This window comes from Mesorhizobium waimense, assembly GCF_003601975.1.
Lineage (GTDB): Bacteria > Pseudomonadota > Alphaproteobacteria > Rhizobiales > Rhizobiaceae > Mesorhizobium > Mesorhizobium waimense.
Window position 1 is genome coordinate 1 of sequence record NZ_QZWZ01000072.1, and the last position, 19,536, is coordinate 19,536.

Here is a 19,536-nt window from a genome sequence, read left to right on the forward strand (position 1 = left end):
GGCAAGGGTGATCTGGCGAAAGCCTTCCGATATGGCCTGAGCCGTTGGTCCTCATTTTGCCTGTTCCTGGAAGACGGTCGTGTCGCCATGGATAACAACGCTGCCGAGCGGGCCCTGCGTCCAATTGGAATTGGAAGAAAAAATTGGCTCTTCGCTGGCGCCGACACGGGTGCGGAGACATTGGCACGTGCCATGACTATTATCGAGACGGCCAAGATGAACGGCATCGATCCTCAGGCTTATCTGGCCGACGTGCTCGACCGCATCCACGATCACAAGATCAATCGCCTCGATGAGCTGCTTCCCTGGAATTGGTTACCTGTCGCCGCCATCCGCGCCGAGGCAGCCTGATGGCAACCGTGACCCATGTGTTCAGCATCGATTACGTCGCCAAATTGCTCGACGAAGATTCCGAACTCCTTCAGGCGATCGTCAGCAACGATGACAACCTGAGCTACGGCAGCATCATCAGCGTCTACGTCGGGCCGGACGAGGCAATAACTTCGCTTACACGCGACGGAATTGAAGAGCTGGAGCAAATGCTTGCCCATGCTCGCCGCACCGCTGACGAATGGAACGACTTCCTCGAAGCCTTCGTCGCTGACCAGGAACTCATCGCTCGCATCAAAGCGAAATCTCCGCGGTAACAACCGGGCGGTTACAAAGAGCCCCGGGCTTGTGGTGGTGAGGGGCGTGCCCCTGAGCGCCCGTTCAGGCGGAGCCTGGTCGGGATTGCACGGCCGGAACGGGCGCGGCAGGTTGGCTTTTCGGCTTTAGTCTAGCTTTGAAAGCGGCTCTTGAAGCACCAGGATTCGTTTCCGCTTTCGACGATCTCGCAACGATGCGTAAGGCGTTCGAGCAGCGCGGTCATTTTTGGAAATTTGTCCCCGCCCGAGACGCGCTTGGTAGGCAAAACGCGGGTTTTTCTGCCTTTCGCTCTACAACTTGTGATTGCAAATAGGCGACGCGTCGGCCCCCAATCGAGGCCGACGCAGCTTTTACTTTCATCCTGTTTGTCGTGCGGCAATCGCTTGTTCAGTTTCGGCGGTAGAACACAATGATGTCGTTTTGCCTGCCTGATGGCCCCAACGCCGCCGTGTAGGGCACGCCACCGATAGTGAAATTTGTCTGCGGCTGCGACGGGCTCGGCAGCACGCCCATGTAGTGCATTCCGCGCATGAGGTCCTCAGGCGCGCGCTGATCGCCGTGTTGCCAGCCGGGGACGTAGATTGCTAGATCCGGCGCCGGAGGCGCGTTGGGCACGTGTGCTGCCCCAAAAATCCATGCCCCGGCGCCTTGATCCGATGGGCCTGGCTGGTTAACGGTTGGCGCTGGCGAAGGCGCATTCATTCCCTGCCAAATGGGCGGCGGAGAAGCGCCGCCCGGCGCCGCCTGGGCCGCATCATAATCGCCCCAAAGCTGATCTTGATTGTAACTTGACACTCGCGACGGGGATGACTGCGGAGAAGCGCCGCCCGGCGCCGCCGGGACCGCATCATAATCGCCCCAAAGCTGATCTTGATTGTAACTTGACACTCGCGACGGGGATGACTGCGGAGAAGCGCCACCCGGCGCCGCCTGGACCGCATCATAATCGCCCCAAAGCTGGTCTTGATTGTAACTTGACACTCGCGACGGGGATGACTCATGCTCTGGTGATGGCTGTTGCACTGGCTGGCGAGAGCTGCCCTCCGCAGCATGCGAGGTGCCCTCTCCAAGGGTTTCCCGATACCTCCGCAGCATGGCCACCCCACTCTGGACCCTGGGGTCGTCCGGACACAGCTCCCTAGCATAAGCCTTCAGCGATTCGTCACTAAGTCCATTAAGAGACAAATTGTAATGCTGCTGGAGCCTTCCAGACAATCTGCGGAGACTCGTGCTACTGTTAGTTATAGACCGCGCCTCAAGCCTCCCGCGAGCCGCACTACCCGCATTATGGATTAACGCCGCGTCTTCAGGAACGACACTATACCGCCTTCCCTGTCCCTGACGCGAAGTACCCGCTCCAGAGGTACCCGCTCCAGAGGTACCCTCTCCATAGGTACCCTCGCGGTACGCCCTAAGCATGCCCAACCCCGTAATGACCCGGGCTTCACCCGGAAACAGTTGCTTAGCATAATCCTTCAGCGACTCGTCACTAAGTCCATTGAGAGACAAATTGTAACGCTGCTGTAGTGCTTCAGATAACTTGCGGAGACCCGAACTGTTCACGACTGCGGAGCGATGCGCAATCTTCTGGCAAGCCGCATTACTCGCATTCCGGATGAGGGCCGCGTCATCAGGGGCGATGCCGTACCGCCTCCCATGATCGGGAGCGTCCTGCTGGCCCGCCTCTTCCAGGTGCTCCTCAAAGTCGCGCTGCGCGGCCTCCTCCGGCTGGCCCCCCTGTCCTGCCTGCTGCTGGGCCAGCATCGCGTAGTACGAGTTTTGCCAATCTGGTGAGAAGGGATTGAAGTTCTTCGGATCCATAATTCACCTCCGTGGTTTGAGAGATCCATCTAGCGAGGAACTATCCTGCCCGCATCCGCTGACGAGAAGCTGACGAGGCCCGCAGTTCACAGACTGACGGCGCAGGCCTGCCGTTAGAAGCAGTGCTGAAAGGAAAAAGGGCCAGGCGGTTTCAGGTGCATGGGGAAGGATTATTCACAAGATGTGCGAACGGCCATTGCGTCCGCACTCGAAGGCGTCAGCGGAGCGTCAGCTAACGTGACATCCTCTCGGCTCTTACCGGTGCCAGAACAATGCAGGATCGATTTTTTTGTATTTACTGACGCTGGCGCCGAACAGCTCAATGCACGAGTATGTGATGGCGTGCAAAATTTTGCTCCGATTTTTATCTGTTGCCACCGTCGGCACTGCTGCTTGCGCATTGGCTCGGCCTTCCAGCTCCCACATCAGCCATCAATTCGAATTGAACGGTCGTCAGGTCTTCTGCTGCGCCACAATCGCACGCGTTGGAATGTCGGACCGACGACCAAGTTTCCGATCTTGATCGGCTCTGGGCCTCCTTCACGCTATGTGTCGTGCAGGTCGACAATACTGTTCAAAACCTGGCGGCAGGGCACATAACCGCGCGGGACACAAAAGTTCGACAACCCGAAGGCGCTGGTCGAACATCACGGTGCGGCGACACGGGAGGTGCGGTTCAACGTGCGGCTGCACGCCGTTGCCCGCTACTGGGGATTTACGCCACGGGCTTCGGCTACGTCAAGCGCTGCTATTGCCGGCGGCGGCTCGTGACCGGGGCGGCGGATTCTCTTCGAGGGCGTGGATGTAAGTCAGAACTTGCGGACTGTAGCACTTGTGCTTGCCCCCCGGCGCCATGGTATTGATGGCGGCGAACTTCACCTGCAGCCAGGTCGTCTCGTCCTGTAAATCGCAGCTCCGTCAAGGCTAAATTCGATCTTTCTCCGACCTACGGTTGTTTGGTTGTTCCGTCGTAAGCTTGGCTGGTTTTAAAGCGCCTTCAACTTCTGCGGTGCGGGTGATGCCGTTTGCCGAGTCCAGGGTCGTTTACGCGGTCGAGACAGCCCGCCGCAGGATAGGTCTTCGTGGGACGGATCTTCCAATGTAATTGACGCACTTTGCTACCAGAATAGTGGCAAGTGCAGCCCACATCGCGGAATGATCCTGTCCGCGTCCCGACAGGGACGGATCGGCGCGTCCACAGCGTAGACGCAAACGATAGAAAAGTCAGTTCAGAAGAGCGCTGCCTCTGGCGTCTTGTTGCGCATGTCAGGCTTCAGCAGCGCGGCAGCGCTCGATGAGTTCGCCCGTTCGGAGCATGGCATGCATGATCACGGCAAGCTTGCGCGCGACCGCAACGGCGGCTCGCTTGAACCCGATTTTCTCCTTGAGCTTCAGGCCCCATATACGCAGCGCGCTATCGGCCTTGGTGCGCGTGAGGATCACGGTCGCCGCTTCATACAACAGTCCGCGTAGATGGTTGTCGCCCCGCCGGGATATATGACCGTCGTAATCGACTTCGCCCGATTGGTAACGTCTGGTGGTTAGGCCGATCCAGGCGCCGACCGAGCGCGACTTTCTGAAGTTTTCCGGATCCTCGATCGCCGCGACGAAGGAGGAAGCCGTCACCGCGCCGACGCCCGGGATCGACGCAAGCAGCTGGCATTGCTCACTCGAGCGGGCCGAAGCGACAAGCTGCTTGCTCAATTCGGCAGCGCGGGCGCGCATGCCCCTCCAGGCATCGAGCAACGGCATGATAATCTGCTCGGGCCCGGCATTGTTCGCTAGCAGGCTGCGCACATGGCCCTCGAACACGCGTCCCGCACCCTTGGGACGACCAGGCCGAACGTCTTCATCAGAGCGCGGATCTGGTTGGACAGCTGGGTTGCCATCTTGAGCAGCTGATTGCGCGCTGCGACGAGCGTGCGAACCAGCATGCTGTCAAAGCTCTTCACGCGCACCTCGCGGTAAAAGCCGACCTCGGCAAGATGCGCGAGCCCGTCCGCGTCATTTGCATCGGTCTTGTTCGGCGCCATAATCCAGCGCCGCCTTGGCATGGCGGGCATCAATGCAGATCGCCGGCAAGCCTTCCAGCGTCAGCGCATGATAGAACCAAACCGCCAGGGGTCCCGATTCGAACACGACACGTTCCGCGTTCGGAGCACGCTTGCGGATGACCTCTGCTATCAGTTTCGGATCGGACGGGCATTTTCCGCGCCAGATCCGCTTGCCTCCTTCGCGCACGAGACGAATGTATCTTTCAATGACACGTCGAGGCCGATAAACTGCTTCATGGTTGTCTCCCGTTTGATGCTGGGCCCGGCTATGTGGTCGTGAGCCCGTATTTCATCCTATCGGGGGGCAACCATCCTTCCAACGCATCGCAACCGCGCCAGTGTTCCCAATCCCGCGATTACCCTATGTAATCGGAAGTCGGCGTGGGCCGCGGCAGACGCCGTTTTCCGCTGCTGGACTGCTTGCATGGCGATATATGCGCCTAGACAGAGGGTCGCCGATCGGGCTGTTGGGGTAGCCGGTGATGATCCTGGCGAATACGTCGGCCATGTAGCCGAGCGGCTCGACGTCGTTTCAGCTTTGCGCGTTTCGATTGACTCGATCTGGGACTATGGCGTCGGCGAAGACGGCGCCAAGTCGTTCGCTGATGCCCTCATCACAAACCGTTCGGATCTACGAATTTCATAAAGAAAACCTGTGGTGCGCAGGCGGTAATGGCTCCGCTCGCGAACCCACGCCAAATGGATCCCGCTCGTTGCGCGCACTGCCATTTCCGACGAGCGGTTTCGCTTATGCGCATGACATGGGACAGCATATATAGTCAGATGCGGCGCCCACCATCGCGACTAAATCCAACAAGAGTCAGGTCACATAAAGTCATCCTCGTACGAGTATCTGGGTGAACCTGATGCGCTCTCGGTATCACTGCTTTCGCTGTCCTCAGTTTTGCAGAGATAGAGCGGCGGTTTGTCTGCACGCTGCCATTCACCGGCACTGTTCATCGTCCACTTTTCGGGATGCTGGGTAGGGTCAAGGACCATGTCGCAATCATCCACTTCAACAAACCCCATCGTCGCTGCGCGGGCTTGTGCTTCTGGATTAGCCGCACGCCAATTCAGCAACGGTCGTTCGCCGTCCATCCGAAGTTGATGCTCCAGCAGAATATCGCCTGCATTCTCGGCCAGCGGATGAGCGACCTGTAGATCCACTATGGAGGTGACCTCGGTTCGACCAGGAAATTGTTGCCGCCAACTGTCGGATTCGAAATCCGTCATACTGAATCCGCCTTCCGTTCTCAGCAGTCCGGCACTCTGGTTTCCCAATTGGTAGCTGAAATATCGCGCGTGCTCCGTGTCTCGGCGAATGCCGTATTGCCGAGCAACGTCTGCAGCGCGTCTGGCTCGGGAGGATACGAATTCCGAATACTCTTGTGGATTGTCGGCGATGTGCATGATTTCATCGCCATGAAATTGCCTCACCTCCCTCGTGAAAGAAGACCTGTCGATCTCCACCACCGGAGGTCTGGGATGGAGGGAGTACGGTTGCGTAGCCGCCGACGATGAGTCGCCGCTGGAATCGGATCCGGCTAAGTGCATCCGGGCAAACATGTCCCCGAGCTCTTGATTTTCTGCATCTGCTTGCCCGCTGGCATTACGCGTGTAGCGGATGTCGGACGAGCCACCAATTCGACCATACATGACGATTCGCACTCCTATCCTTCGCAATTGAGTTCAGGCCGGTTAACCGCGCAGGTCTAGATAGACCGTTTAGTTGACGACTAGCTGACGAATGAGTTCTCCCGGATGCAGAAACGAAAATCCGAACTGCCTTAAGCGTTAGCGATACTGAAAAGGCTGCGGCCTACCGCAGGTCAGGCCATCCGCACTTTTCGGATCTTGCTGGCTGTCAATCCAAAGGGGAGCAGTCCAGCCTCGTCGTCGGCATGTGAGAGAGATGAGCGAGAACGTGGGCAAACCACGTTGCGGTCGAGCCGTTGAAGCTGGGAGTTCGTCCTTGCATGCTCGATGACGCCACGCGCAACACCTTCTGGCAGGTGTTGCCGGCGAAAAGAAGCAGAGCGCCGTCGCCTTGCTCTTGCTTGAGGCGGCTATCGCCTGCTCGGCAGCTTAGGTTACAAGTCGAAAGACCCAGCAAGGTAGGCCGCAACCTTGGCCTAAAGCCATCCGCGCCAAACCGCCAAGACCAACGTAAGTGGGCAGCTGAAGCCGTTCAGCGCTGGTATGCGGGGGGGCAGGATCGAAAGGCTTGGAGCTCAGGCAGGATTCCTTGGTGAGGAATAGACTTCCATCTCGTTTGTAACCGGTATGAGATTCTTGGTGCCGATGTCCGGCTACGCTTTTCTGATGCGCGGCGTATGGTGCGACCATCCGGGACGGAGGCACCGGGAGCACGAAGGTGGGGGCAGGCCGATGCACACGATGAGCTGCGAGCTCGTGTTAGTAGCTGGCCGCCTCTGCGACTCGCCCGGTTGCGCCGTGAGCGCGAATCCGGGCCAAGCGTGGCCCTCAGATTGCTGCCGTCGCCGTGGCACGAAAATTGGCGGTTCTTTGCCGGCATATGCAGCAGCAAGAGGACTCCCTCTGGGCGCGATCCAGCCTGGTCGCCCACAAGATGCGCAGCATGGAGCTGCAGGCCGTCAAGCCGCATAAGAAAGGCAACCGCCGCGGTCCGACCTATGCTTACAATGTCAAGGTACTTTGGAATCAAGCGATGCGTGTCGCCGAGCAGGCCCAGAAGGGTTACGAACACTTCGTCGAGGCTTGGCGCCCGGCAGGGCTTGAATAAGGCGGCCCGGTGGCGCTTTCAGCCGGTGCACCACGCTTCGCCACGAGGTCGCCCGCGCACGACGACAATAGCTGACTGCGGCGGGTATTTCCAGTTGCGCCAGCCCTCGGGGCCTTGCACCCCCGATCCGATCGAGCATGCCGCCGTGCTCGGGCCGATCAAGGCCAAGCCTTGCGGTGGCCGCGTAAAACGCGGCCAGCCTTGACTGCCCCTGCGCGCGGCGGCTGTGAAATGGCGCGGTCGGGACGGAAGAACACCAGCGACGCGGTCGAACCAAAGAACATACTCGGGGAGGTTCCAGGGCTCGTCACAAAATAACGCTTGTCGATCTCATCCGTCGTGGGCAATCACTTGTTCAGTTTCGGTAGACCAGAATGATGTCGTTTTGCCTGCCTGATGGCCCCAACGCCGCTGTGTAGGGCACGCCACCGATGGTGAAATTTGTCTGCGGCTGCGACGGGCTCGGCAGCACGCCCATGTAGTGCATTCCGCGCATGAGGTCCTCAGGCGCGTACTGATCGCCGTGTTGCCAGCCGGGGACGTAGATTGCTAGATCCGGCGCCGGAGGCGCGTTGGGCACGTGTGCTTTCGGGGCAAGACCATTGAAGGGCTTGGTCACGATTCCTTAGTCGTTATCGATGACGAGGTGTTCCCGAAGATGCAAATGCGGGGCGCCTTGGAGGCGATTCGTAAGTGTCGCGAGCGTGGTGCACCGGCTGATCAAAAAAACCAGAGCTTCATCGACGGACCAGCTCGTGGCGAACGTCGAAGTTATACACCCTCTCAAAACAGCCAGAGCCTTATCGAGAGGGCGGTCAGGGCAGACGTTGCGCTCCAGCGGCTCAAACCGGACATCGCGCAGAATTATGCTGCGGCCTTCGGAAAGATCGCCCTCGCGGATGGGATCGCGGCGGGCTGTGTCTCGTATGAGCCGTCAGTTGAACGCCTGTCTTTCCTCGGCCGAGCCGCCGAGCACCTCGCCGGCTCAAGTGTTGTATTGGAGTGGGGAAGTTGTGACCGCACGACGGCGTCTCTCGACTCGCCGGTGAACTATAGTTGAAGGCGGGAAGTAAGACCCGACGTCAGCGGACAGCTGCAATCCCTACGTGCGTGGCGGCATGTTCCCTGCAAAATTGGAACTTTCCTCCATAATTGCAAGGATGATCAAGCGCATTACGACTTCACTCACCGAGCTGTTGGACGGCATGCCCGCCGTGGCGCTGCTTGGCTGCTCGGTCTCTCAACTCAGGAAGACGTGCTCCGACATCCGGTGGCCGGCGCCTCCTGGGAAGGGTTTGTAATCGAAACTCTCACTGCCGCCGCCGCCTCCGGCACCCTCAGCAATTTCTACCGGACAGCTGCGGATGCGGAGATCGACTTTGCTACTAACGCTGCCGGGCCAGCGCCTCTGGGCCATCGAAATCAAGCGTAGCCTGACGCCAAGGGTGGAAAAAGGGTTCCATCAGGCCTGCGAGGACCTTGCTCCGGAGCAGCGCTTCGTTGTCTTTCCGGGATCGGAGCATTTTCCGCTCCAGCATTGCGTCGAAGCAGTGCCCTTGCAGGATCTGGGCCGGGCAACGCTTGACGAAGCATAATGCAGAAAAGTTCTGGGATTTCGGTCAGGGCGAAGCTCAAAGCCCCCAGTGAGGTACCCGTTTCTTATTCAGCTTGGGCGGAATGCCCGGAAGCCAGCCATGGGCGATGCGCTCGAGGGTCCGCTAGACCTGGGATCATCAGTTGCGACTGCTATTCTGCTTCTTCGAGGCGCTGACCATGCCGACCGCGATCTACGCATTGGACAAGGACTTCCGCCGGTCGCGTGCTGGTGTCGGCGGCAGCTTTTGATTTGCTCGCCGACATGCCGGAGCTGGTTGGCCCAGGGAAAGTTTGTGATTGCTTCTCAACAAGCCTGTGTAACGGACGCGACAAAGGCGACAGAAAGTGTCGGATGCACTACCCGAGGAGCTGCACCCCGGAGCAAGTTCGAGCAGCGGGTCTGAGGCGACTTTCGTTGGGGACCTGCTGCAGCGACCTCGGTCGTTGCATGTTCTGCGTATCACACCAGGCTGCTTTTGATCGCGCGGTTCGGCGACACAGGGACAAGATCCTCGGCGAGTGCCAAGCCCCATCGTGCCGGCCTGTGGGAGAGTCTAGACGACTAGACAATCGAAAGCTCGCGTGAAAGCAGCGAGCAGAAGAGACGGGCAAAATCACGGCCCCGATTGCGATTTCTGACGCAACTCGTTCGATGCCCCCAACCCCGCACCATGCTCCGACGATCCCAGATTGTGGCGTTGCAGACATAGAAGGTTGGCACGCGCATTGCAGGACAGTCATGAAGGGCTAGTAGTGGTGACAAGCATTGAAACCTTTGAGGTGCTTCGAAGAGATCCGTTTTCGAAAGGTGCCGGCCGATGCGTCCTTTTGAGCAGCGCAAGCTATCGGCGGAGCACTCCATAAGCGCATCACCGTTCCGCAATGTCCTAACTAGAACTTCTGCTACTTGTTTGATTTTGACCAATTAAGAATCTTCCTGGATTCTCATCATCCGACCATACATGCCATCTACATCAACTACAATTCATGTTTACAGTTGTGTATATAGGCGATATTTTGGTTTCTATTAACATATTAACAAACTTTCCGATAAACCAGTCGTTCAATAGAAACCTCTCGGAATTTATCTGCTCTGCACGCATGTAAATAGCGAGTGTTATGGATCTCATATGGGAAAAAAATCGATATATGTTCTAGTGGCGGTCGCGGCTATAACTTTATGTGCAGCGTATCTGTCTTTTTTTTCGATGAACTCCGCGGAAAGCTCGCGAGGCGACGAAATGACGGGGATTGTTACGCGAGGTTCAGTTGAAGAAGTCGTATTAGCCCTGGGCACTCTCGAGCCGACTTCGATGGTCCGGGTTGGCACGCAGGTAACGGGCCAGATCAAGGCAATCCATGTCCGCGTCGGCCAGACCGTCATGCCTGGAGACCTTCTGGCGGAGATCGACGCCGTGACAGAGCAAAATACCCTTAGAACTGCGAGGGCCAAGGTAGAGGACATGAAGGCCCAGAGGGACTTGAAGCAAATAGAAATACGGTTCGCGGAATTCGGCTACCGCAGACAGCGTAACCTCAGCAAGCATAATGCAGTCACTACCAAGGAGTTGGAAGAGGCTGAAAAAACATACCAGACGCTATTGGCTGATCTGGTCTCGCAGGAAGCCAAGATTCGGCAAAGCGAGGTCGAGGTTGAGTCCGCGCAAGCCGCTCTCGCACATACGCGGATCACAGCGCCCATGAACGGCAAGATCTTGGCGATCCCGATCGAGCCGGGACAGACGCTCAATTCTGCGCAGACTTCGCCAACGGTCGCCGTGCTCGCGAACCTTGACGAGATGACGGTAAAGATCCGGATTTCCGAGGTCGACGTCTGGCGTACAAGGCCTGGTCAAAACGCGTGGTTCACGATCATCGGAGATCCACTGACTCGCTACCAGGCCACGCTTGAGGCGGTTGAATATGCACCGCCGTCCATCGCCGACGAGCCGGCGAACGACCGCTCCGCGGAGAAAGCGGAAGACAGCGCAATCTATTACCACGGCGTGCTTAGGGTGAAGAATCCAGAAGAAAAGCTGCGACCCAAGATGACCGCTCAAGTGCACATTTCTATGGGACGTGCGGATGATGTCTTACTTGTGCCGTGGGCCGCTCTTTCGCTGCGACAGGCGGACGGATCATACCTAGTCAAGGTGAAGGACACAGGCGGCAAGGTAACAGAGCGACCTGTTCGGATTGGCTATACGGACAGGATCCACGCTCAGGTGCTTGAAGGCCTTCGTCAAGGAGAGACCGTATTGCTCGGCGTATCCGAGCCAAACACAACGAGCTGAATGATGAACCCTCTGATAGAGCTCCGCGATCTTGGCCGGTCGTTCAGCCTGGGCAGAGAAACCGTCGAGGCACTCAAAAGAATCAATCTCAAGATACAGCGCGGCGAATTCGTGGCGCTTGTGGGCGCGAGCGGGTCCGGCAAATCGACGCTCATGAATATCCTGGGGTGCTTGGATGCCCCGACAGCCGGCACTTACCGTTTGGCCGGGCAGGATGTCTCGGCCCTTGGTCAGGACGGGCTCGCAGAACTCAGGCGCAGGCATTTCGGCTTTGTGTTTCAGCGGTATCACCTCCTGAACTCGCTGAGCGCAATATCGAACGTCGAGGTGCCGGCTATCTATAGCGGCGTTTCGAAGTCGACGCGGCAAGCCCGAGCCAGGCGATTGCTGACCCAACTCGGTCTGGGAGATCGGCTCCATCATCGCCCAATGGAAATGTCGGGGGGGCAGCAGCAGCGCGTATCGATCGCCCGAGCATTGATGAACGGTGGAGAAATCATTCTTGCAGATGAGCCGACAGGGGCGCTCGATTCAATGAACGGGGAGGTTGTTCTGGACCTCCTGAAGACCCTTCATGCGGAGGGACACACCATCATCATAGTTACACACGACATGGGCGTCGCTCGACACGCCGATCGGATCGTCGAGATCAATGACGGACAGATCGTCTCTGATCGACGCAGCGCGGCGAGTGGAGCGCCTCCCTTGCGCGACCTGGTTGATGTTGCGGAAAATGTCGGTTTCCTGACGAGCTTCCTCAGAAGAACGTCCGAGGCTGCCAGTATCGCATTCCGATCGGTTGCCGCACATCGTCTGCGTAGCGCTCTTACACTGCTCGGAATCGTCGCCGGCATCGTGTCGGTGATTGCCGTCGTTGGTCTCGGTGAGGGTGGCCAGACGATCGTTCTCGACCAGATCAACAGCCTTGGCGCAAACTCGATCCGCATCTTCCCTGGCACCGGCTGGGATGACCGAAACCGCCGACATGCCGACAGCCTCACTCGCGACGACGCGGCCGCCCTGACAGAGCAATCCTACGTAAATAGTGTCAGTCCGGTGACCATGGATTCAGGGCAGCTCATGTTCGAGAGCAGGACCGCTGACGGAGAAATCATGGGTGTGAGCAACGCCTATTTCGACGTCGCGCACCGTCCCATAACGCAAGGCAACCGATTCACCGACGGTGGGAATGCCACTCTGCCGGAGGCGATCATCGATAGCAACACCCGACGAACGTTCTTCGGCAATTCAAGGACCCCGATTGGTGAGATCCTGGTCATCAAGGGTGTGCCCTTCGTGATTGTCGGTGCCGTTGGAGAGCAGGATGGGCAGCCGCAAGTGTTCATTCCACACTTCAGCGTGTTTTCCCGCATTTCGGGCTCGCAACGGCTGCGCGAGATAGACGTCCGAATCAATGGGAGCGTTGATACAAACGTTGCCGAGAAAGCCATGATAGCCTTCTTGGAGAAGCGTCACGGAACGCGGGATTTCTTCACATACAACAGCGATCAGCTACGGCGGTTGCTCCAGAAGACGACGCGAACTTTCTCGATGCTCTTGGTTTCCATCGGAGCTGTCGCTCTGTTGGTCGGAGGTATCGGCGTGATGAATATCATGCTGGTTTCGATCACCGAACGCACCAACGAAATCGGCTTGCGGATGGCTGTAGGAGCCCGGGCGAGCGATATTATGTTGCAGTTTCTGATCGAGTCCCTTGCCATCACTATCATGGGGAGTTGCGCGGGCGTCGCCCTCGCCTTCGGCCTTGGCGCGCTCGCCGGCTCCATCGAAACAACCATTCCGATGGTAATCTCATTGCACGCAGTCAGCGTCGCTTGCATCATGGCTGTTATGATCGGTGCGATCTTTGGCTTTTTCCCTGCGAAAAAGGCGGCGCATTTGAAGCCCGTCGAGGCGTTATCTCGCGATTGATTGATGCTGACCACACGGGGACGTTGCGAACAGAGCAACGGTGCTAACATTTATGGTCATGGGCTGATAGCGCTCATCCGAGGCCGTCGAGTTCGCGGCGTTGGAATGGGTGGACTGGTTCAACAATCGCCAGCTGCTGGAGCCCATCGGCAACATCCCGCCGGCCGAAGCCGAGGAGCGCTACTATGCCATGCTGGAAGAACCAGCCATGGCCGCGTGACTCAAACGAAACGGGCCTCCGGCAAACCCGGGGCGGTTCATAGGGTCTAGTCAGTTCGGCATCGGTGAACCGATTCGGGAAGAGCCTCTCGCGATAGTCCAGCGGGAAGGCTATACGGACAGGGGCTTTGGGCGTTTGGGACTTTAGGAGCCCTTATCTAACCAGGGCGGACATCGTGTTCCGTGCCGTTCTTTCCGATGTCTTGAGCACAAGATGAACATCACCGCGCTCGAGTGATCCGTGCTTGAGGACCGCCGCTAAGAGATCGGGCGCGCGTTTGTCGTCGCTGATGTCCTTGACCAGGAAGCGGTACCGATCCTCCAAGCGATCAAGGTCGAAAGTCGCTTTGGAGAAGCGTATTTGATCGAGTGCCCCGGTAAGGAACCACTCGCAGAACTCCTTGAGGGCTGCTTCCGAGAGATCGCCTCGGCATTGAGGTCTGTCTGCATGGTCCATCATCCGTTTGAACTCGCCTCGATCCTCAAGGCTGCGAGCAAGGCCTCTGGAGATCGACCACAAGCCAAGTCCCCGATGCCTGCTTTCAGCGCCATCGCATGCGACAGTGGTGACACACGGCCATTGCCGTCCGGGAATGGGTGGATGTGTGGGCGGAAGCGATGGCAATGATACGAGTGCTCGCCCATTTTTCCGCTAGGACGAATCCACATTCAACGTAGCCACAAGCAGATAGCGGCGATGTGAACGAAGGCGAGGAAGTATTCTGCGCGTCGATCATAACGAGTTGCGAAGCGGCGAAAGTGCTTGAGTTTGTTGAAGCAGCGTTCGATGCCGTTGCGTAGCCTGTAGATTGCCTGATCGTGAGGGATTGCGACCTTGCGAGAGCGGGTAGGTCGAAGGGATAACCGCTTGGGCATTCATATCGGCAATGGTCTGCCGTAGATCATTGTTGTCGTAGGCCCTGTCGGCCAGCACAGCCTCGGCGTGGAAGCCACTGAGCAGAGCTTTGGCGGTAAGATTGTCGTGCCGCTGGCCGGCGGTGAGCATGAAGCGCAGCGGTCGGCCCAAGCTGTCGCAGATCATGTGGATCTTGGTGGTCAGACCGCCTCGGGAACGCCCCAACGCCTGATCTTGGGCCCCCCCTCATATGAGGCGAGTTGTGTCAACGGTAGCGGCGGCGAAATCACTTCGGACGCTGTCGGGATCGGCCTCGCGGCGAATTGCGGAACAAGTCCACATCACCTCATATCCGGTCGGCTCTGGTGGAGCCTGCACCCATATCCCGCATGCACGGGCAAGTTTGGCGAGGCCGGGAAGGATGGGACCCATCTTTTTGACGGCGTTAACAGCCCTGGGGGGCGCCGGTCCACATCCATCCCGCTTCGTCGCAAGTGACGTTGGCCGCCCCTCGCGTCGAACTCTTTCGTCAGGCCTTGGTCATGGCGCCCTCCGGCAGCAGGCCCTGGGTCAGATACCGCCACAAGGCGATTATCAGCTTGCGCGCCAAGGCGACGATCATGGTGCGGCGGATGCGTCCTTTGCCGGCGCCGACGCGCTCATGAAACCAGCGCGCGAGACCGCTATCGGGCTGATGGCGCAGCCACAGCCAGGCAAGTTCAATGGCGGTTCGACGCGCTCGCGGATTGCCCGATCTCTGGATGCCTTGATCGCGGCTGACCGCGCCGCTGCTCCAAGGGCTGGATGCAAGACCGAGATAACCGGCGACCTCACGCCGATTCTGGAAGTCGCGGAAGAACACCTCGTTCGTCATTACGCTTGCGATCGTCAGGCCAATGCCACGCAGATGACTCAGTTGGATGATCCCGGGAGCTGTGATCTCGGCGGCCTGACGCTGCTCAGCCTCGACCTCCATGATCATCTCAATCACTTGCCACAAGCGGTGGCACTCGCGCTTGATCTCGTTCTTCAGGCAGGACGGCAGATCCCGCCCGTCAGCCGTGCGCAGCGTCTCGAGCTGCTCACGCCAGTCCCGTCTGGCTGGCTTGAAGTCGCGGATGCCCTGGGTCATCAAAAGCCCCTTGACGCGGCTCGAATGCTGGCCGCGTTCGTTGACGAGCCGAGCCCGTTCCCGGCTGCGACGGCGATCGTTCTCCTGCTCGAGGCTCGGCACCCGCACAACCCGGCAGACCCTCGGCTCGCCACGTTCCAGCGCCATCAGCGTGCGCAGCAGCGCCGCCGCATCGAGGCGGTCCGTCTTGGCGCGGCGTGACCGGCGGTCGACCAGGATGCTGGCCGCGTCCAGAACCTGATTGTCGATGCCGCGGTCGCACAGGAAACGATGCAGCCAGAAACCGTCGTAGCCGGCCTCGTAGCACGACATTACCCGAACCGGACGCGTCAAGGCGGCCTGCGCCTGTTCGCGCCGGTGTTCAATGAGAGCCATAAGCCCTTCGGTGTCACCTCCTTGCAGGCGATGCAGGCTGATCTTGTCGACCGCCGGCGAGTGCAGGGCCACAAGCCAGGTCGACTTGCTCAATTCCAGTGCCATGAAAATTGTGGCAGTCTTCTCGTCGACGGGCGGCAGAGCAATGGATGAGAGATTCATGAGACGTCTCCAGGGTTAGGATGTCGGACCCCGAAACCTTACCTGAGTTCCGCCGCCCGTCGCCTCATGGGATCTTTTCCTGACGCCGCCTGCTGGTGGACACGAACCAAGGTGGTGTCGAGCATCAGATATTGGTTGTCGCGATCCTTGATCAGTTCGGCGAACACCTTCTCCCAGACACTGGCCTTGGCCCAGCGGGTGAAGCGGGCATGGACACTCTTCCACTTGCCATAGCGCTCCGGCAGGTGCTGCCAGAATGCTCCGGATCGCAGGACCCATAAAACCCCGTTCACAAACAGGCGGTTGTCGACGCCGCTGCGGCCCGGATCACCAACCTTGCCCGGGAGAAGCGGGGCGATCCGCGCCCACTGCGCCTCGTTCAGTTCATAGCGCTTTACACCCATCAATCCGCTCCGAATCAGTAAATCCGGAACGCATTGATTCAGCACATCTCAGTTTTGGGAATCCTGAATGTGGATTGGTCCTAGTCCAAAACGCTTTGAGCAGTACGCCATGAAGGCCCCGACCCGATCTGAAGAGGGAGGCTGATGTCTGCTGACAACCCCGTCGTCGTTCGCAGTTTTTCTGAACTCGCCGGGGACGATCTCGACCTTTGATCCATCGGGTCGTTCGATGAACCTGAACTCTTCAAGCATCTCGTGATAGAGCATGCGATGCTCCCAAGCGATGAACTCAACCGACGTCGGGCTCGGCAAATCTCCTTTGGAGTGCATCGCATCGATTTTGCGCTGGACGATGACATGCGCCTTAGCTTTGAGTGCTAAGGCTCCCCGTTCAGGTTCGACCTCCGCACCGGAGAGTGCCTTTTCGATGTCCTTGGTGTTGTGACCCTCAAAGAGATTCGAGCAGTAGCAATTCATCATCCGAACCAAGTCGGCGAGTTCCGCCACCGATTCTGGATGGAGGCCGCGCCCCAAATTGTCCGCCTCCCTGTGCAGTTCTACCGTGAGGTCTGCTAAGATGGAGGGTATTGTGTCCTGAAAGAAGCACGGCTCGATACGAGCAGCTGTTTCAATCTTTTTTTGCCGATCCAAAAAGCTGCCAATTGCCTTTTATGTAACGGCATTTAAGCCAGCAATAGGCAAGAGATTGCCGAGCCGGGACGCGACCGTCGTCGCTCAAAACATGTGGTCTTGACGGAACGTGAGAACAAAGCAAAAACATTCAAAGTGGATTTGGGGAGGCAGTGATTGCCTATGCACATTGCAAATGACCCGGCGGACCTATTTCGTCACGTTAGCGCCGAGAAGGCCGCATTCTACCGCTGCATCATGGACGTCTTCGCAGCGGCAAAGCGGCAATATCGTTTGCAGTTGCGGCCCGACGAAGTGCTTGCCGAAGCCCGATGGCCGAACGGGCCGCCGCGCATTGAGGATGTGAATACGGCGCTCACTCAGCTTACGGAATGGGGCAATCTTGAATCGCATCCCGACACCGCGCGGGTTGCCAGCCTTAGCGACTTCTACCGTGCACGCTTTCTCTATCGACTCTCGCAGGGCGGCGAGGCCGTGGAATCCGCCTTGGCGGTGTTCGTACAGACCTTGCAGCGCCGCGCTGAGCTGCAAACGGTGGCGCTCGAGGACATAGCGAGCCGACTGCAGGCACTTCAGGCGCTGGCCGAAGCAACCGAACCTGACGCAGCCAAGATCCACGAAACGCTACGGGATCTCGTGCGTGTCTTCGAAAGTCTGGCCGAGAACGCCCAGGCGTTCATGGCCGGCGTCGCGCGCAGCATCGAGCTGCAGCAAGCCGAAGCAGGGGTGGTCGCAAACTACAAGAAGCGGCTGATCGACTATCTGGAGCGCTTCATGGGTGATCTGGTGCGCCGTTCCGACACCATCGCACGCCTCATCCTGGCTTTGGAGCCGGGCATCGATGCCCTGCTTGGACAGGTGGCCGAGCGCGAATCGCGTGACGCGGCTCCCGGCGGCGCACGGGATCAGGTCGAGGCGCGGAAAGACTACCTGCAAGCCTGGCGAGAACGCTGGAAGGGTCTGCGCGGATGGTTTCTCAGCACCGGCCACGAGCCCCCGCAAGCCGAGCTGTTGCGGGCGCGGGCACGATCGGCCATCCCCCAGCTTCTGGCTGCTATCGCCGCGCTTAATGAGCGGCGCAGCGGCCGCAGCGATCGCTCTGCCGACTTCCGCATGCTCGCCGGCTGGTTTGCCGCCTGCGCAGACAACGGCGAGGCGCACCGCCTTGCGCGGGCCGCCTTCGCCCTCAATCCGGCGCGGCATTTCTCGCTCAACGCCAACGCGGACGCCGAGCTGCCGGCCGGCACCTCCTGGGCCGACGCCGCGCCGCTCAAGATTCACCCGCGTTTGCGCGAATACGGCGAAGCGGCCCCGCGCGGACCGCTGCCGCGCGTGCGAGACCGCGCCGAAGAGCGCGCGTTCCTGGCACTTCAGCTCGCGGAGGAATCGCTGCAGGTCGAAGCGGCGCGCAAGCGCCTCGCCACCAGCCGCCCGGCGCGGCTTTCGGATCTGGGGGAACTCGACATACATGCCTTTGGTCTGTTTCTGGGCCTACTCGGGGAGGCGCTAAGCGAACAAGCCGGACCGGACACGCCGGTGGAACGCCAGACGGGCGATGGCTTACTGCATATCCACTTGAAGCCGCTTGCCCCCGACAGCCGCGCCACGATAAACACGCCGCATGGCGTCTTTGCAGGGCGCGACCATCTGATCACCATCACGCCCTTGCAGGACGGTCGATGACAGCGACGAACGGCTCCAACGACAGTCGCGGAATTGGCCTGCTGCAGCAGCGCTTCCGGCGCGAGGAGTTTCGCGCCTGCGTGCGCGCCCTGCTGATGACGCCGTTGATAGGCCCGGCACATGAGGATTTCGCCGCCATACGCCGCCAGGCCGAATCATTGCGCGAATGGTTTTCTCGCGAGACGGGCTGGATATTGCAAGTCGAGCGCGAGGGCGCGCGCCTCTACAAGCGGCCAGGAGACGTGACCGACGCCATGCGCGGCCTCCCCGGCTACGATCGCCGGCGCTACGTGCTGCTTTGCCTCGCCTGCGCGGTGCTCGAACGTGCCGACCCGCAGATCACTTTGCGCCTGCTAGGAGAGAGGCTGCTGGAGCTCGCCGCCGAGCCGATGCTCGACTTCACCTTCGTGCTCGAGGCGCAACACGAGCGGCGCGAACTGGTTTCGGTGTGCCGCACCTTGCTGAGCCTCGGGGTGTTGCACCGCGTGGCCGGCGACGAAGAAACGTTCGTGCAGGCCGGAGGCGATCAGGCGGATGCGCTCTACGACGTGCAACGCCGCATGCTCGCCGGCATGCTGGCGGCTGTGCGTGGCCCGTCCACTTGGTCACCGGAAGAAGCGCCCAAAACGCTCGAAGAGCGGCTACGCGCCCTTGTCGGCGAACATGTGGCGGATAGCGAGGAAGGTCGGCGCACGGCGCTGCGCCACCAGCTCGCGCGCCGGCTTCTCGATGATCCGGTGGTCTATGTCGAGACGCTGGACACGGAAGCCCGAGCCTACTTCTTCAATCAGCGCGGCGCAATGGCGGCCCGCCTGTGCCAGGGCTCCGAATCCAGGTTAACGGGCTTTGGTTTGGAGGATGGCCGTAAGGTATGCGAGGTCCCATCCTGCGATTTTGCGGCGGAGTTTGAGGCTCGTCGGCCGTGGAGCGGGGGGCTTCTGGGTT

The 19,536-nt window shown here is 59.3% G+C and carries 16 protein-coding genes and 7 pseudogenes; 12 read left to right on the top strand and 11 right to left on the bottom strand.

Annotation, left to right across the window (positions count from 1 at the left end):
• On the top strand, positions 1–351 hold a 351-nt coding region (locus D3227_RS37375), incomplete at its 5' end, for an IS66 family transposase (protein WP_147377787.1).
• Complete coding sequence (locus D3227_RS37380; RefSeq protein ID WP_120019105.1) at positions 351–647, top strand: hypothetical protein; 297 nt, start codon at positions 351–353, stop codon at positions 645–647. The genes D3227_RS37375 and D3227_RS37380, both read left to right, overlap by 1 nt.
• Positions 648–778: 131 nt before the next feature.
• On the opposite strand, the pseudogene D3227_RS37385 reads toward D3227_RS37380, so the two are convergent.
• Together D3227_RS37385 and D3227_RS42050 are read right to left on the bottom strand one after the other, a co-directional pair.
• Positions 779–868 (bottom strand): annotated as a pseudogene (locus tag D3227_RS37385) (IS21-like element helper ATPase IstB); the annotation flags it as partial.
• A gap of 167 nt (positions 869–1,035) precedes the next feature.
• Positions 1,036–1,179: a hypothetical protein gene (locus D3227_RS42050; protein WP_167481036.1), complete on the bottom strand. Its 144-nt coding sequence runs from the start codon at positions 1,177–1,179 to the stop codon at positions 1,036–1,038.
• A 1,044-nt stretch (positions 1,180–2,223) separates the two neighbouring features.
• Here D3227_RS42050 and D3227_RS41355 point away from each other — a divergent pair.
• Positions 2,224–2,442 (top strand): hypothetical protein, encoded by a 219-nt coding sequence (locus tag D3227_RS41355; protein WP_147377788.1) that lies wholly within the window; start codon positions 2,224–2,226, stop codon positions 2,440–2,442.
• A 282-nt stretch (positions 2,443–2,724) separates the two neighbouring features.
• Here the strand turns inward: D3227_RS41355 and D3227_RS42055 are convergent, their stop codons facing one another.
• Positions 2,725–2,895, bottom strand: coding sequence for a hypothetical protein (locus D3227_RS42055; protein WP_167481037.1), 171 nt, complete (start codon positions 2,893–2,895; stop codon positions 2,725–2,727).
• A gap of 195 nt (positions 2,896–3,090) precedes the next feature.
• Between D3227_RS42055 and D3227_RS44585 the strand changes: the two are divergent.
• Positions 3,091–3,228 (top strand): annotated as a pseudogene (locus D3227_RS44585) (IS21 family transposase); the annotation flags it as partial.
• Positions 3,229–3,735: 507 nt separating this feature from the next.
• Here the strand turns inward: D3227_RS44585 and D3227_RS37395 are convergent.
• Positions 3,736–4,760: pseudogene (locus tag D3227_RS37395) on the bottom strand (IS110 family RNA-guided transposase).
• A gap of 588 nt (positions 4,761–5,348) precedes the next feature.
• A complete protein-coding gene (locus D3227_RS37405; RefSeq protein ID WP_120019108.1) occupies positions 5,349–6,179 on the bottom strand; it encodes an Effector protein NopP in 831 nt (276 codons plus the stop codon).
• Between the two features lie 859 nt (positions 6,180–7,038).
• On the opposite strand from D3227_RS37405, the gene D3227_RS37410 reads away from it, so the two are divergent.
• The gene (locus D3227_RS37410; RefSeq protein WP_245452102.1) at positions 7,039–7,287 is read left to right on the top strand and encodes a hypothetical protein; all 249 of its coding nucleotides are present in this window, start codon (positions 7,039–7,041) and stop codon (positions 7,285–7,287) included.
• 355 nt (positions 7,288–7,642) lie between these two features.
• Here D3227_RS37410 and D3227_RS42375 read toward each other — a convergent pair whose 3' ends face one another.
• Complete coding sequence (locus D3227_RS42375; RefSeq protein WP_208646559.1) at positions 7,643–7,906, bottom strand: hypothetical protein; 264 nt, start codon at positions 7,904–7,906, stop codon at positions 7,643–7,645.
• A gap of 651 nt (positions 7,907–8,557) precedes the next feature.
• Between D3227_RS42375 and D3227_RS43375 the strand changes: the two genes are divergently transcribed.
• From D3227_RS43375 to D3227_RS37445, 5 genes and pseudogenes are all read left to right on the top strand, one after another.
• Entirely contained in the window at positions 8,558–8,719 is a 162-nt protein-coding gene (locus tag D3227_RS43375) for a DUF4143 domain-containing protein (protein WP_245452104.1), read from the top strand.
• 296 nt (positions 8,720–9,015) lie between these two features.
• Positions 9,016–9,096, top strand: a pseudogene (locus tag D3227_RS44185) (FMN reductase); the annotation flags it as partial.
• 1,028 nt (positions 9,097–10,124) lie between these two features.
• Complete coding sequence (locus D3227_RS37435; RefSeq protein WP_167481039.1) at positions 10,125–11,177, top strand: efflux RND transporter periplasmic adaptor subunit; 1,053 nt, start codon at positions 10,125–10,127, stop codon at positions 11,175–11,177.
• Between the two features lie 3 nt (positions 11,178–11,180).
• Positions 11,181–13,109 (top strand): ATP-binding cassette domain-containing protein, encoded by a 1,929-nt coding sequence (locus tag D3227_RS37440; protein ID WP_120019119.1) that lies wholly within the window; start codon positions 11,181–11,183, stop codon positions 13,107–13,109.
• A gap of 70 nt (positions 13,110–13,179) precedes the next feature.
• A pseudogene (locus tag D3227_RS37445) lies at positions 13,180–13,329 on the top strand (IS3 family transposase); the annotation flags it as partial.
• 153 nt (positions 13,330–13,482) lie between these two features.
• Here D3227_RS37445 and D3227_RS42380 read toward each other — a convergent pair.
• The 5 genes and pseudogenes from D3227_RS42380 to D3227_RS37475 all read right to left on the bottom strand — a co-directional run bounded on the left by D3227_RS42380 (position 13,483) and on the right by D3227_RS37475 (position 16,908).
• Positions 13,483–13,848 (bottom strand): hypothetical protein, encoded by a 366-nt coding sequence (locus D3227_RS42380; RefSeq protein WP_208646560.1) that lies wholly within the window; start codon positions 13,846–13,848, stop codon positions 13,483–13,485.
• Positions 13,849–14,061: 213 nt separating this feature from the next.
• Positions 14,062–14,415: pseudogene (locus tag D3227_RS37460) on the bottom strand (transposase); the annotation flags it as partial.
• A gap of 298 nt (positions 14,416–14,713) precedes the next feature.
• Positions 14,714–15,853 (bottom strand): IS110 family RNA-guided transposase, encoded by a 1,140-nt coding sequence (locus D3227_RS37465; protein ID WP_120019114.1) that lies wholly within the window; start codon positions 15,851–15,853, stop codon positions 14,714–14,716.
• Positions 15,854–15,906: 53 nt separating this feature from the next.
• Positions 15,907–16,257: pseudogene (locus D3227_RS37470) on the bottom strand (IS5 family transposase); the annotation flags it as partial.
• Between the two features lie 48 nt (positions 16,258–16,305).
• Positions 16,306–16,908 (bottom strand): Fic family protein, encoded by a 603-nt coding sequence (locus D3227_RS37475; RefSeq protein WP_120019116.1) that lies wholly within the window; start codon positions 16,906–16,908, stop codon positions 16,306–16,308.
• A gap of 162 nt (positions 16,909–17,070) precedes the next feature.
• Here D3227_RS37475 and D3227_RS37480 point away from each other — a divergent pair, with 162 nt between their 5' ends.
• Together D3227_RS37480 and D3227_RS37485 are read left to right on the top strand one after the other, a co-directional pair.
• On the top strand, positions 17,071–18,591 hold the full coding sequence (locus D3227_RS37480) for a TIGR02677 family protein (RefSeq protein ID WP_281035043.1): 1,521 nt from the start codon (positions 17,071–17,073) through the stop codon (positions 18,589–18,591).
• Positions 18,588–19,536, top strand: a 949-nt coding sequence (locus tag D3227_RS37485; RefSeq protein WP_120019118.1) for a TIGR02678 family protein, incomplete at its 3' end; no start/stop codon positions are given. The genes D3227_RS37480 and D3227_RS37485, both read left to right, overlap by 4 nt.

What these genes read in the sequence shown, in the direction of transcription:
- D3227_RS37380 (WP_120019105.1), top strand. Translation starts at nt 351, where the DNA reads ATGGCAACCGTGACCCATGTGTTCAGCATCGATTACGTCGCCAAATTG.
- D3227_RS37405 (WP_120019108.1), bottom strand. Translation starts at nt 6,179, where the DNA reads ATGTATGGTCGAATTGGTGGCTCGTCCGACATCCGCTACACGCGTAAT.
- D3227_RS37435 (WP_167481039.1), top strand. Translation starts at nt 10,125, where the DNA reads ATGACGGGGATTGTTACGCGAGGTTCAGTTGAAGAAGTCGTATTAGCC.
- D3227_RS37465 (WP_120019114.1), bottom strand. Translation starts at nt 15,853, where the DNA reads ATGAATCTCTCATCCATTGCTCTGCCGCCCGTCGACGAGAAGACTGCC.
- D3227_RS42055 (WP_167481037.1), bottom strand. Translation starts at nt 2,895, where the DNA reads ATGTGGGAGCTGGAAGGCCGAGCCAATGCGCAAGCAGCAGTGCCGACG.
- D3227_RS42050 (WP_167481036.1), bottom strand. Translation starts at nt 1,179, where the DNA reads ATGCGCGGAATGCACTACATGGGCGTGCTGCCGAGCCCGTCGCAGCCG.
- D3227_RS41355 (WP_147377788.1), top strand. Translation starts at nt 2,224, where the DNA reads ATGCGCAATCTTCTGGCAAGCCGCATTACTCGCATTCCGGATGAGGGC.
- D3227_RS37480 (WP_281035043.1), top strand. Translation starts at nt 17,071, where the DNA reads ATGCACATTGCAAATGACCCGGCGGACCTATTTCGTCACGTTAGCGCC.
- D3227_RS37440 (WP_120019119.1), top strand. Translation starts at nt 11,181, where the DNA reads ATGAACCCTCTGATAGAGCTCCGCGATCTTGGCCGGTCGTTCAGCCTG.